The organism is Hyphomicrobiales bacterium (genome assembly GCA_039989895.1).
GTDB lineage: Bacteria > Pseudomonadota > Alphaproteobacteria > Rhizobiales > JACESI01 > JACESI01.
Genome location: JBDXGY010000006.1, coordinates 401,820 through 414,765 on the forward strand (window position 1 = coordinate 401,820; position 12,946 = coordinate 414,765).

Annotated in this window: 12 protein-coding genes; 10 read left to right on the plus strand and 2 right to left on the minus strand. The window is 45.0% G+C overall.

Annotation, left to right across the window (positions count from 1 at the left end):
- The first annotated feature begins 10 nt into the window (after positions 1-10).
- The 4 genes from ABJ081_08480 (at position 11) to ABJ081_08495 (ending at position 4,547) form a co-directional block, all read left to right on the plus strand.
- Positions 11-1,519, plus strand: coding sequence for an FGGY-family carbohydrate kinase (locus ABJ081_08480; protein MEP6356705.1), 1,509 nt, complete (start codon positions 11-13; stop codon positions 1,517-1,519).
- Positions 1,516-3,240, plus strand: coding sequence for a glycerol-3-phosphate dehydrogenase/oxidase (locus tag ABJ081_08485; protein MEP6356706.1), 1,725 nt, complete (start codon positions 1,516-1,518; stop codon positions 3,238-3,240). Before ABJ081_08480 ends, ABJ081_08485 begins: the two co-directional genes overlap by 4 nt.
- 63 nt (positions 3,241-3,303) lie before the next feature.
- On the plus strand, positions 3,304-4,065 hold the full coding sequence (locus ABJ081_08490) for a triose-phosphate isomerase (GenBank protein ID MEP6356707.1): 762 nt from the start codon (positions 3,304-3,306) through the stop codon (positions 4,063-4,065).
- Positions 4,066-4,091: 26 nt separating this feature from the next.
- On the plus strand, positions 4,092-4,547 hold the full coding sequence (locus ABJ081_08495) for an RpiB/LacA/LacB family sugar-phosphate isomerase (GenBank protein MEP6356708.1): 456 nt from the start codon (positions 4,092-4,094) through the stop codon (positions 4,545-4,547).
- Between the two features lie 41 nt (positions 4,548-4,588).
- Here ABJ081_08495 and ABJ081_08500 read toward each other — a convergent pair whose 3' ends face one another.
- Positions 4,589-5,551 (minus strand): sugar-binding transcriptional regulator, encoded by a 963-nt coding sequence (locus tag ABJ081_08500; GenBank protein MEP6356709.1) that lies wholly within the window; start codon positions 5,549-5,551, stop codon positions 4,589-4,591.
- 154 nt (positions 5,552-5,705) lie between these two features.
- On the opposite strand from ABJ081_08500, the gene ABJ081_08505 reads away from it, so the two are divergent.
- Genes ABJ081_08505 through ABJ081_08530 form a run of 6 tightly spaced genes read left to right on the plus strand, consistent with a single transcriptional unit; the run spans position 5,706 to position 11,791 of the window.
- Entirely contained in the window at positions 5,706-7,043 is a 1,338-nt protein-coding gene (locus ABJ081_08505; GenBank protein ID MEP6356710.1) for an iron-containing alcohol dehydrogenase, read from the plus strand.
- A 26-nt stretch (positions 7,044-7,069) separates the two neighbouring features.
- Positions 7,070-7,795, plus strand: coding sequence for an SDR family oxidoreductase (locus ABJ081_08510; protein MEP6356711.1), 726 nt, complete (start codon positions 7,070-7,072; stop codon positions 7,793-7,795).
- A gap of 14 nt (positions 7,796-7,809) precedes the next feature.
- Complete coding sequence (locus ABJ081_08515; GenBank protein MEP6356712.1) at positions 7,810-9,132, plus strand: class II aldolase/adducin family protein; 1,323 nt, start codon at positions 7,810-7,812, stop codon at positions 9,130-9,132.
- Between the two features lie 40 nt (positions 9,133-9,172).
- A complete protein-coding gene (locus tag ABJ081_08520) occupies positions 9,173-9,358 on the plus strand; it encodes a hypothetical protein (GenBank protein ID MEP6356713.1) in 186 nt (61 codons plus the stop codon).
- Complete coding sequence (locus tag ABJ081_08525) at positions 9,348-10,889, plus strand: FGGY-family carbohydrate kinase (GenBank protein ID MEP6356714.1); 1,542 nt, start codon at positions 9,348-9,350, stop codon at positions 10,887-10,889. The genes ABJ081_08520 and ABJ081_08525 overlap by 11 nt, the downstream gene beginning before the upstream one ends.
- On the plus strand, positions 10,886-11,791 hold the full coding sequence (locus ABJ081_08530; GenBank protein MEP6356715.1) for an HAD-IIA family hydrolase: 906 nt from the start codon (positions 10,886-10,888) through the stop codon (positions 11,789-11,791). The genes ABJ081_08525 and ABJ081_08530 overlap by 4 nt, the downstream gene beginning before the upstream one ends.
- Before the next feature lie 29 nt (positions 11,792-11,820).
- Here ABJ081_08530 and ABJ081_08535 read toward each other — a convergent pair whose 3' ends face one another.
- Entirely contained in the window at positions 11,821-12,705 is an 885-nt protein-coding gene (locus tag ABJ081_08535; GenBank protein MEP6356716.1) for an AraC family transcriptional regulator, read from the minus strand.
- Positions 12,706-12,946 lie beyond the last annotated feature (241 nt).

The window sequence follows — 12,946 nt, forward strand, 5'->3', positions numbered from 1 at the left end:
TGGGTCGCAGATGAAATATCTTCTGGGCATTGACAGTGGCCTTACTTTTACCAAGGCCGTTCTCTTTCAAATTGATGGGAACTCGGTTGCAATTTCCCGCCAACGTGTCAAACAGTGGCATCCTCGCGAACACTTTGTTGAGCGGGATATGAACGAGCTTTGGTCCGCTTGTGCTGAAGTGATCCGATCTGTGATCAAGGATAGTGGGGTAGATACCAAAGATATTCTTGGCATCTCTCAAACAGCACATGGTGATGGTGTTTACCTGCTGGACAAATTCGACAACCCGCTGGAGCGTGGCATCTTATCACTGGATAGCAGGGCTCGCGACATTGTGGATGTCTGGCAGAGCGATGGGACAACTCAAAAAAGCCTGAAGGTATGCGGTCAAGAGCCCGGGGTCTCATCGCCAGCAGCAATACTCGCATGGATCAAGAAAAATGAGCCAGATAGATATGCATCAATAGGTCGTGTAATCTCTTGTAAGGACTGGATTCGTTACAAACTAACAGGTGAGACGGGTACAGATCAGACCGAAGCCAGCACATCGTTCACAGATGTAAAGTCGCAAAAGTATTCGAAAGAAGCCCTTGGAGTTTTCGATCTTTTAGAGCTGTCAGAATCTATGCCAAAAGTTTTCGCTTCTACAGAATTTGCTGGCAGCATAACCTCTCAAATAGCTCAGGAAACTGGCCTGAAGGAGAATACACCCGTGGCTGCGGGTCTTCATGACGTTTGTGCTTCTGCCATGGGTATTGGCGCACACACACCAAACACCTTGGCTATCATTGCGGGAACCTATTCCATTAATCAGATTATTTCTGAGACACCAAAGACGAATGAAAAATGGTTTTGCCGCAACGCTGTTGAAGCTGGGCTTTGGAACAATATGGCGATCTCTCCTGCTTCCAGCGGTAATTTTGATTGGTATGGTACCGCTCTCTTAAATGGGGATGATAGCGATCTTCCGCAATTGGCTGAGAAAGCCGCTCATATATTGTTGTCATGCTCGAGTACGATGCTGTTTCATCCCTTTTTATATGGATCTCCTTATCCACATGATGCGTCAGCAAGTCTATTGGGGATGCGCGGATGGCATGATCAAGATGACGTCACAGCTGCAATCCTGGAAGGCATTATTTTCAATCATTGTGTGCACATCGAACATCTTGAAACGGCGCTTCAGTATGAAAGCGTCTATTTAACGGGTGGTATTTCACGCAATCCTACAATATCCCAGTATTTTGCTGATGCATTAAATCACATCATTATCGTGCCGCACGTTGATGAAGCGGCGTGTTGGGGCGCTGCGATATGTGCTGGTATAGCAGCCGGCGTTTATGAGGACCCGCTGGAAGCACACAATCATAGTCAGACAAAAGTAAGACGTTACACACCAGACCCAAATCGATCACCCATCGTAAAAGATCGCTACAAAGTCTACAAAAGGACAGTTGAGACCCTTGAGCAAACTTGGCGTGATTTAAGCCCACTGGGCAAGAAGGTGTCGGCATTATGAACAGGCTATCGTCAGATAGATCTATAGATGCCCATTATGATGTGATCATCATCGGGGCTGGTATCAATGGAGCAGGGGCCTTTCGAGAATTATGTCTGCAAGGTTTGAAATGTTTGCTTATCGACAAATCCGATTTCAGTTCAGGCACAAGCGCGGCACCTTCTCGATTAATTCATGGTGGGCTAAAATATATAGAAACCGGCGAATTTCGATTGGTTGCAGAATCAACGCTTGAGCGGAATTTGCTTCTTAAAAACGCCAGTCATTATGTCAAGCCGCTGCCAACATATGTGCCGGCAACATCCTATTTGAAAGGAATTATTCCTTCCCTGAAGACATTCTTTGGTTGGCCAAGTTCAATGACATCAAGAGGGGCCTTCTTAATAAAAGCGGGTCTGACAATTTACGATTGGTACGGCCGCAAAGAAAGAACAATGCCGCGCCATAAAATGATGTTTGGTAAAAATGTCGCAAATATTATGCCCGCGCTATCTTCAAAGATCGTTGCCCTGGGCTCTTATTACGATGCCTTGATTATGCAGCCCGAGCGACTGGTTCTCGAGTTGGTTGAGGATGGGTTGAAAGCGTCGAGTAAATCGAAAGCGTTGAATTATGCTTCCATTCTATCTGGCGACAAAAACAACGTCACTATCCATGATCTCATTTCAAACGAAAAATCCAGCGCACAAGCAGATACTGTTATCAATGCCGCAGGACCATGGATCGATACTGTTAATGCAGCCTTGGGGGAAGAAACCGCGTTCATAGGTGGCAATAAAGGATCTCATATATTGCTGGATCATCCAGAACTCGTCAAAATCCTTGGTAATAAAATGGTTTATTTTGAAGGCGAAGACGGGCGCATTCTTCTCGCTTTTGTATATCACGGTAATGTATTGGCAGGATCAACGGACATACCTGCGAATGATCCTGACAAAACCAAATGCACTGATGCAGAGGTTGGTTACTTCTTGGACTGTTTGCGACAACTCTTCCCTGACCTCCATCTCACTCAAAGCCAAATTGTGTTCACTTATTCCGGGATACGTCCTCTACCCAACGCAAAAGGTTTAGCGCCTGGTTTGGTAAGCCGAGATCATTCAATGCCTATTTTAGAAAAGCACGATCATCGCGCCTATCCGGTTTTGTCACTGGTTGGTGGCAAATGGACAACGTTCCGCGCTTTTTCAGAACAGATCTGTGATGAAGTTCTCAAGAGGGAAAATAAGCAACGAGTAATTTCCAGCAAACATATTGCCATTGGTGGAGGAAAAAATTATCCTGAAACTCCTTTGGCGTTTAGGGCAGAAATCGATCTTCTCAATCGAAAATACTTGATCGCACCCGATCACATTGAGAATTTGATCCGCCGATATGGTTTAACCAAATCAGAAGCGATCATTAAGGCAATGAGCAAAGATGAGCGCATCAAACCCACTCTTATTGAAGGCTTGTTGTTGGGGGAAATTAAGTGGGTATGCCACAATGAAATGGTTCATCATCTCGATGATATTATTCTAAGACGCTCTGAAATAGTCTATGCAGGCCTAACGGGTGCAGGTTTGCATGAACTATCGTTGGTAATCGGTCAGATCATGAATTGGACTGACAAAAAAATGGCGGATGAAAAGAGCCGGTTGGCCAAAATACTCATTGACCGCCATGGCATTCGGTGGACTGATAAAAGTATCAAATATATCCCTGATACTAACCTCAAATAGGATTACTCAACACAACTGGAATAAAATTAATAGTCGCAGAATTTGAAGGAATAAAACATGTCACTGCCTGAGTTTTGGATAGGCACAAGCTGGAAGATGAATAAAACCTTGGACGAAGCAATGGTATTTGCTTCGGCACTTGGTTCAGTGGATTCACACAGCGATCCAAGAATCCAAAGATTTGTCATTCCGCCTTTCACGGCTGTAAGACAGGTCAAAGAAACTCTGGCTGACACATCAGTCAAAGTCGGTGCGCAGACTATGCACTGGGATGATGCAGGAGCGTGGACTGGTGAAGTTTCACCCTTGATGCTTAAGGATTGCAATCTAGATATTATCGAGTTGGGGCACTCAGAACGTCGTACGCATTTCGGTGAAACCAATGAGACTGTTGCAAAGAAATCAGCAGCGGCCGTCCGCCACGCTCTTATCCCACTTATTTGCATCGGCGAAACTTTAGCAGAGCGCGAAGCTGGGCGAGCTCAAGAGGTTCTTGCCGAGCAAGTCTCAACTGCCTTATCTGCGATTGCTGCCGAGCAGTCCGACGCTCCTGTGCTGCTTGCTTATGAGCCTGTTTGGGCAATCGGCGAGGGTGGAATTCCAGCATCCGCCGACTATGCCAATGACCGCCATGCTGAAATCATAGCGCTTTCGCGCGACATTTTAGGAAAGCCGGTACCGTGCCTTTATGGCGGCTCGGTGAATCCGGAAAATTGCGTTGAACTCATCCAATGCGAACATATTGACGGCCTGTTTATTGGCCGCTCCGCTTGGCATGTCCAAGGCTATCTGGACATACTCAATCGTTGTTCCAACGCCATCTAAATATATAAAACAAAAAGGATAACACTATGAAAGTTGCAATAGCCGGAGACAGCGCAGGAGAAGGTCTCGCAAAGGTCATCGCGGAACACCTTATAACTAAAGGCATCGTAGCCGAGGATCTATCACATTCGAAAGCAGGGCCTGACGCTTTTTATGCCAATCTAGCTGACCGTGTCGCTAATAGCGTTTTAGATGGTAACTATAACCGTGCTATCTTGGTATGCGGGACGGGTATTGGTGTGTGTCTTTCAGCAAATAAAATACCGGGCATTAGGGCTGCGCAATGTCACGACACCTATTCTGCCGAGCGCGCTGCACTCTCCAACAATGCTCAGATCATCACCCTTGGCGCCCGCGTTGTGGGGCAAGAATTGGCAAAATCTATCGTCGAGGCATTCTTAGCCAACACATTTGATCCCAATGGCCGGTCTGCTAAAAATGTACAAGCAATCAATGACTTGGATGAAAAATATAACAAATAAGAAAACGATATTCACCATTGGTCATGACATGACGTTTTGCTTCAGCTTTTGAGTAGTTGTAAGGCTGTGTCTTCATCTGTGACGAGATGAGTAATGAGTTTAGCTCTTAAAGCAGCTCTGATTGCCTTAACTTTATGTAACCCTCCAGCCACACAAATGCGCTTTTGCATGGCTTTCAAATCATTCAAGCTTGCACATATCATTTGATCATGGATTTTTGAGCGAACTTCGTCACCATTTGCATCAATAAACAGGCCCATAATAACCGCCGCAGCTCCTTTTGATTTAACATCCTCTATAATATCTTTTGCATAGAGATTATGTGTCTCAAGTGTAGAACCTGGCCCAAGCTCACCCGTGCCAAACAAGGCCACCGACGCGCCACGAATTATATTAAATTGCGCTGCAATTGATGGTTCTTTCATTAGACTAGCCCTAATCTCAGGGCTTGAAACAACCACAGGCGCTAATATGTTTACACATTTGGCTGAAAGCTGATTGGCAAGTAATGAGGAGCATAATTCGGGCGAGAAATCAGATGCCAAACCGTCTGGGCTTGCAACAAGTTGTGCAACCGTGATGTTTTTAAAATTATTATGGTTTGGAACAGATTCTGCGACCGCCGATACTGTACGCCCCCAAGCAACCGCTAAGGTTTCTCCATCCTGCAGTTTATCCATTAAAATCATGGATGCGGCATTCCCAAGACGTTGCAATAAATCCTTACCAGAGAGTGATGGTATAACTAAGGATTCTTCCAAACCATATTTTTTAGTTAGTTGTTTTGATATTTTAACGCTCGCCGCTACTTCAGTATTGATTGTAACTTTTACTATTCCGCGCTCTCTTGCTTCTGCCAAGAGTTTGATCACTGTAACGCGGGAAATTTTAAGGCGATCTGCTACTTTTTTTTGCGTGAGTTCGTCAACATAATACAACCATGCGGCCCAAGTTGCTGTATCTGAAAATTCGTTTGGTCGTCGTGGTGTCTTATCCTCCCGCATGCAAACCCCCAATCAATCAAATATCGATTTATAGTTGGACCAATTTGATAAATTACGCAAGTCTTTTTACATTTGCATATAATGACTTTACAAATGTAAGTTTTCATAATAATTATTACTGCAAATTCAACAATATGATGGGTAGTTGTCTTTCATGGCGGAAAATGACCACAGACTCGGTGAAAACTGGACAGACTTAATTGACGATATTGTTGCGGGAAATTTTTTTGATAATGAATCTGGAAAAACCGTTTCGGTTCCTTATGAGTCTATTGTTTTTCAGGAGAGTTTGGATGGTGCTGAGGAAGCGTTAATCGCTGATTTAAAGTTAGGTGAAAAAATTGCGATTGTAGCGGATGAAGACACCTATGACGCGCTTGGACAACGTGTGGCTGCCGCTTTGAAAAACATCGGTGTCGATAAAACGATAATTCTAAAAAAACCACATGCGGATATGCAAACAGCAGCCAGCCTCACCGAGGAATTGAGCGAGTTTGATAGCGCAGTTGCAATCGGTTCTGGGACTATCAATGATCTCGTTAAATATGTGACCGCGCAAGATGGCCGGCGTTATTGTGTTTTTGCAACTGCGGCCTCTATGAACGGTTACACTTCAACGACAGCAAGCATGACACTGGAAACCGGTTTGAAGGTTTCTTTGCCCGCACAAGCGCCAGTAGGTTTCTTTGTAGATATGGACGTTTCGGCTTCTGCTCCGTCTTATTTAGCGGCATCAGGGTTTGCTGACTGTGTTGCTCGATCTGTCGCTCAGGTAGATTGGTGGATGTCACATCGATTATTGAATACGCTCTACCGAAGCGTTCCTTTCGATATCCAAATTGACGATGAAATAGAGTTAAATAAATGTGCTTATTTACTCCCCAAAGGTGATATTCATGCGACCGCACGACTCTACCGTGTCTTGACCCTTTGTGGTCTAGGGATTGGGTTTATTGGGATGTCTAATCCAGGCTCAATGGCTGAGCATCAGGTATCACACTATATCGACTGCTTTGCTGGCGCAGCCCACCCAGGCTCTCTACATGGACAGCAAGTTGGGGTTACGAGCTTAACCATGGCGCGCCTTCAACAAGCGATGCTTGCACAAGATAAGCCCCCCATTATGAGGCCGACATCAATTGATTTTGACGGTATGAAAACACGAATGGGAAGCGATATCGCGGCCCAATGTTTAGAGCTGCTTAAAAAGAAAGCCTTTGATGAAAAAGCCATTGATGCAGTCAACGAACAGCTCGCTACTATTTGGCCAGAATTAAGACAGGAAGTTCAGCGCTTCATGATTCCCGCCACGCAAATGGAAAAGCTTCTCAGTGATGCAGGCGCTCCAATATCGGCTGCAGAACTTGGTCTTGATTTGGACTTTTATAAACAAGCTGTGCGCCATGGACATGAGATGCGTGACCGTTTTTCCTTTGTCGATATTGCAGCGAATGCAGGGATATTGGAGGAATACATTTCGGCTGAAAAGTAACGTGATCATTGGTATGGGAGGACATAATGATGAAAAAACCTTTAGTTGCTATAACGGGAGCCAGCTCAGGTATTGGTGAAGCTGTTGCCAAGACATTTTCTGCGGCTGGACATCCAGTTCTCTTGATGGCTCGCCGTCTCGAGCGGATGGAAGCGCTAGGACTTCCAAATTCCATGTGCTGTGAGGTTGATGTTCGCAACCGAGAGCAAATACGGTCAGCTGTTGCAAAAGCAGAGGCGGAATATGGCCCGGTCGATATGATGTTTTGTAACGCAGGTGTCGCGCGGCTTGCAGATATTTCTTCCCAACCACCGGAAGAGTGGGATGAAATGATCGACATCAACACCAAGGGTGTGATGAACACTGTGCACGCAGTGATGAACGACATGATGGAGCGTCGTGCCGGAACATTATTTATGATGAGTTCAATCGCCGGGCGTAAGGTTTATCCTGATCACACAGTTTATTGTGGCACCAAGTATTTTGTTCATGCAGTTTCAGAATCCATACGCGACTATTTAGCTGATTATAACGTACGTGTTGTTGTTCTATCGCCGGGCATAATTGAGACAGAGGTTTTAAGCGGCGTTAAAGATCCCAATACTCTTAAGGCATATCAGGACAATAAGAAAAAGATTGGTGGCGGGATTGGCTCAGAACATGTGGCAGAGATCATGCTGCATACTTACCAAATGCCGCAAAATGCCCTCATTCAAGAAATTTGCATTACACCAACACGGCAAAAATATTAATCAAGGTAGAGATTATGAAATCTCAATGGTCAGACAGCGAGTTGCAAAAAGTTTTGCTGGCTGCGAAAAAAGCGGATCAAAATACTGATATTGCAACGCGTGTTTACACGACAAGACTATTGGGCTGTGATCCTGAATTGGTGCTTCACGGTGGTGGAAATACATCGGTCAAAACAGTGACTAAAACCATGGATGGGACACTTGTAAATTCGATTTGCGTCAAAGGCAGTGGATGGGACATGGGCACAATTGAATCAGCTGGCTTACCTGCTCTTGAGTTGGAGCCTTTGCGTGATTTGGTCCAAATGGATACCTTATCTGATATTGATATGGTGCGCGAACAGCGGCAGTTATTACTGGACTCGTCCTCGCCAAACCCATCTGTTGAAGCGATATTACATGCACTTATTCCAGCCAAATATGTCGATCACACTCATGCGAATGCGGTGGTTGCAATCACTAACCAGCCGGAGGGTGAAAAGCTAACCCGCGAACTATATTCCGACAGTATAATCGTCCCTTATGTGATGCCCGGTTTTGATTTGGCAAAGACATGCGCGCGTTATTTAGCAGACAATCCAAACGCCACCAGTATGGTTCTTATGAAACACGGTATTTTTACATGGTCTGATGATGCCCGAACGGCCTATGAAGAAATGATCGAGCTGGTTGATCGCGCAGAAAAGAAACTTGCAGAAGGTAACTCAACCCCATTTCGATCAGTTGATATTCCAAAAAACCTAGCCACGCCTGCTCAGATCGTGCCGCTTTTGCGTGAGGCATTGGCCCAACCGTCAAGTTTAGACGGTGAAGCCAATCGTTTAATTATGGTCCATCGTGCAAATGAGGAAATTCTCCATTTTTGTAACGCAGAAAATTTGCCGTCATTGGTCTCACGTGGCAACGCAACCCCAGAACATGTCATTCGCATTAAGCGAAAAGGGGTAGCGCTTCGCGCCCCTGAGCCAGATAAGCTTGACGCCTTTTTCAATGATGTGAAAGTTGCTGTCAGTGCATATATTGAAGATTATAAAAACTATTTTGAACGCAACAACAAGCGTGCAGGCGGCGCACTTAAAATGTTAGATCCTGTTCCATGCGTTTTCTACATTGCCGGTGTTGGCTTATTTGCAGTCGGCAAAAGCCTGAAAGCTGCTGAGGTGGCGGCAGATATCGCTGAAGCGACTATTAATGTAATTACAAAAGCAGAAGGCATGGATGCCTTTGAACCTTTAAACGAAGAAGACCTTTTTGATCTTGAATATTGGTCGCTTGAGCAAATTAAACTATCTCCGCAAGTGGCGCTTGTAACGGGAGCCGCAGGTGGTATGGGATGATAAATCACGAAAGTTTTGCCCACAAAAGCGTGGAAATGACATGATGGATATTTTTGAAGAGGCACTTAAAAAGGCTGCAAAGGATGTGGGTGGATTTCCAATTGTGTGCAATGTAGCATCCGCATTTGTACATCTAACAAAGACACGAACAACAACAGGTTTCGTCCGGATAGTCGATGGCGGAAATGTTGCTGCAATGATGCGGTGGGAAAAAGATGATGGCTAAAGATCTTGTTATTGGTATTGATTCATCGACTACCGCAACAAAGGCAATTGCCTGGACGAAAGATGGTGAACAAGTTGCCGAGGCTCGCTATCCAATACAGCTTTATAATCCCAAGCCCGGTCATTTTGAACAAAATGCTAAGGATTGGTGGCAAAGCGCCGCTGATACGCTTCAAGAATTAACGGGCAAAATAGATGTAAACCGGATTGCCGCATTGGCGATTTCCAATCAACGCGAAACCTTTTGTGTTTTTGACGAAAATGACGAGCCTCTTTTGCCGGGTACAGTGTGGCTAGATGAGCGTGCAACAGCTCAGCAAAAATCGTTCTCAAAAGGGTTTGGATCTGAGAAATTAAGACGTATTTCTGGAAAGCCGGTGGATGTGATCGTCCCTCTTTTTCGGATGCTTTGGATAGCAGAAAACCATCCAGATATTTACAGTAAAATTCGAGCATTTGCCGATGTGAACTGCACAATCACGCGGCATCTAACAGGGGCTTGGTCTACACCTCTTGCTTCGGCCGATCCAACAGGAATGGTGGATATGGAGAAAGGGGACTGGTCACAAGAGATATTGAATGCAGCTGGTATCGATCCTAGCGTCATGCCAACTTTATATAAACCGGGCGCTGTGATGGGACATGTTACCGCCAATGCCGCGCGCGCAACTGGTCTGCCTGAAGGCGTTGCCGTTGTCGCAGGCGGTGGTGATGGTCAATGTGCGGCGACAGGCACTGGCACAATTGCACCCGGGATCGCTTATATGAATCTGGGAACCGCACTGGTTGCTGGGTGCTACGCGCATGACTATGCACATGATCAAGCCTTTCGAACAGAAGTTTCAATCTCTGATGGCGGTTTCATCTATGAAACGGTTTTGAAAGCGGGTACTTTTTTAATTGATTGGATGACCGAGCAGATGGCTCAGGTAGAAAAGACCGATCAAGTTGCCTTTTTGTCAGCGCTGGAAGAAGAAGCGAAGAACAGCCCTATTGGGGCGGGTGGGCTTATCATTTTACCATACTGGCAAGGCTGTATGACCCCGCATTGGGACAGTAATGCACGCGGTGTTATTGCAGGCCTTTCAGGGTCTACGCGCACGGGGGATATTTATCGGGCCATTCTTGAAGGTTTGGCATTCGATACCGCTCAGGCGTTGGAGAAAGTGCGTCAAGCCACAGGCCGACGTATCAATAATATAGTTGCGATAGGCGGGGGGGCATCATCTGACTTGTTCTTATCTATTATGGCTGATGCACTCAATATCACCGTTTTAAAATCCGATATACGCGAAGCTTCATCTTTAGGTGCAGCTATGGCTGCGTCGGTGGGTGCTGGATGGTTCTCAAGCTTTGCTGAGGCCTCCGATTCCATGAAAGGGAAAATCGTCAAAAGCATTGAACCCGATCCTGAGCGGGCAAAACGTTATGCTGAACTGCGAAGCCATTACGAACGGCTTTGGCCACTTCTATCTGAATGGAATGAGGATTTAAGCAACTTCACTAAGAGCCAGCTGGAATCCAATTCATGAGTTATTCTGCGCTTTTGTCGACTGAGGCAGCATTTGACCGCTATGAAGAAATAGGGGAGCGGCTGCCCACCGCCGTCTTTAACGGATCATCTTTTTCATGTGAAAATTTAATTGATGTCGCCCCTGATGTTGACGCTTTTGTATTGGACGCTTTCGGTGTTCTGAATGTGGGCGGAACTCCAATAGATGGAGCAGTTGAACGCATTGCCCAACTGCGTGCGATGGGTAAGAAGCTCATCGTGCTAACCAATGCTGCAAGCGATGATCATGAATTTGCGATAGCCAAGTTCATGGGGCTTGGATTTGACTTCACAGGCGATGAGATTGTCACAAGCCGCGATGTATGTGTTGATTTTATAAGGACAAATTTGCCTAAGGGTAAGTGGGGAGCAATTTGCAAAAAGGGCGACTTACTTGATGATCTCAATCTCGATGTCGTGGCATGGACAAAAGATACACAAGTCGTTGTTGATGGTTTTCTTATGCTATCCAGCGAATGCATAGATGAAGATTTAATGATGGCCCTTGAAAATGCGCTGAAGGAAAATCCACGTCCGCTTATATGTGCTAATCCAGATCTGGTAGCACCACGGGAAACTGGCTTAAGTTGCGAGCCTGGTTTTTTTACGCATGCGCTTGCTGATGCAACGGGTGTGACACCTCTTTTTTTTGGCAAGCCGTTCGGCGATGCTTATAAAGTGGCTTTGAACCGTTTGGGTGATATCCCAGCCTCACGCGTGGCAATGGTGGGTGATACACTTCATACCGATGTTCTTGGCGGGAAGGCTGCTGGATTGAAAACCGTCCTTATTGTTAATCATGGACTGTTTGCAGGAAAGAATGTTGAGGCATACATTCAGCGATCAGGGATATCGCCTGATTATATTTGCCCAACCACCTAATGGTCCAAAGCCCCAAAGTCCTTTGGTGATTAAAGTAGACGTGTCAGTTTGCGATATTCTTTTGGTGTCTTGCCAGTTTCATTTTTGAACTGTCGATTAAAAAGTGATAAATTATGAAAGCCCGCTTCACCTGCTATGTCGACAACTTTCATTTCTGTTTCCAAAAGTAAAGAACAAGCATATCCAATTCGTATTTTGCGAACATAGTTTGAAAAATTCATACCGGTATTTTTAAGAAAAAATCGAGAGAACGCTGTTTCCGACATGCCAAGCTGGTCCGCAAATCGAGACATACGAATATCACCATTCAGTTTCGCTGAAATTTCAGTAAAGATGCCCTGCATTGAAAGAAGCGCACTGACATCGAGGTTGGGCTGATAATTTGGTGAAACCACTTTTCGCGCATCGCATTTTTGCGCAAGTAAACTTAATAGTTTTAAAAACGTTCCAAACGCATCCAATCCTCTCAGTGAGCGCAATTCAAGAAGCAGTTTGATGGCCTCTTCTTTATGTTCCCCTTCAAACACAAGACCTGAATGGCTGTCATCCAAGAGCGATACAATCTCAGAAAATTCACGAGGGCGCACATTGCAATCTAATCCAATCGAGGCGCGTGTGAATTGTAATGCGACATCTCGCCCTTCAACATAATTGCGGGTTCTTAGATGGCTCATCCAGTTATGTGGGATGTTAGGGCCAATGAGGCATAAATTTCCCGGAGTAAATTCCTCGATGCAATCGCCTAGATACATGGTGCCTTGAGAATCTGTGATGAGGTGAAGCTCATATTCTGGATGATAGTTCCATTTCGCAAATGGACTGGGATAATCATGCTGGTGAAGCCTGAACGAGCAATCAGGATCATTGAAAATAATTTCAAGTTCCGGCTTCTTATTTGACAAATTGCTTTTCATACAAAACCTATCTTTAGAAGGTCGCCAGATCTGTCAATTTTATTCCCAAAATTATTATATCTAAGTGCTTGTATTATTAGCAATAAAACTCGTGACATATGTATATTGATATAGTACAAATGTAAAGGAGAACGATTGAGATTAAGCTTGGAGATCGCACTATTTTGCTAGGGTAAGAATAAAACGTTGAGTTATTATAATATAATTGCGCAAAAAAGTATCAGAATTATTCAATTCCTTA

Bases quoted from the DNA above. Each gene is read 5' to 3' on its own strand.
- ABJ081_08530 (MEP6356715.1), top strand. From the start codon at position 10,886: ATGAGTTATTCTGCGCTTTTGTCGACTGAGGCAGCATTTGACCGCTAT.
- ABJ081_08500 (MEP6356709.1), bottom strand. From the start codon at position 5,551: ATGCGGGAGGATAAGACACCACGACGACCAAACGAATTTTCAGATACA.
- ABJ081_08520 (MEP6356713.1), top strand. From the start codon at position 9,173: ATGATGGATATTTTTGAAGAGGCACTTAAAAAGGCTGCAAAGGATGTG.
- ABJ081_08485 (MEP6356706.1), top strand. From the start codon at position 1,516: ATGAACAGGCTATCGTCAGATAGATCTATAGATGCCCATTATGATGTG.
- ABJ081_08505 (MEP6356710.1), top strand. From the start codon at position 5,706: ATGGCGGAAAATGACCACAGACTCGGTGAAAACTGGACAGACTTAATT.
- ABJ081_08495 (MEP6356708.1), top strand. From the start codon at position 4,092: ATGAAAGTTGCAATAGCCGGAGACAGCGCAGGAGAAGGTCTCGCAAAG.
- ABJ081_08525 (MEP6356714.1), top strand. From the start codon at position 9,348: ATGATGGCTAAAGATCTTGTTATTGGTATTGATTCATCGACTACCGCA.
- ABJ081_08535 (MEP6356716.1), bottom strand. From the start codon at position 12,705: ATGAAAAGCAATTTGTCAAATAAGAAGCCGGAACTTGAAATTATTTTC.
- ABJ081_08510 (MEP6356711.1), top strand. From the start codon at position 7,070: ATGATGAAAAAACCTTTAGTTGCTATAACGGGAGCCAGCTCAGGTATT.
- ABJ081_08480 (MEP6356705.1), top strand. From the start codon at position 11: ATGAAATATCTTCTGGGCATTGACAGTGGCCTTACTTTTACCAAGGCC.
- ABJ081_08515 (MEP6356712.1), top strand. From the start codon at position 7,810: ATGAAATCTCAATGGTCAGACAGCGAGTTGCAAAAAGTTTTGCTGGCT.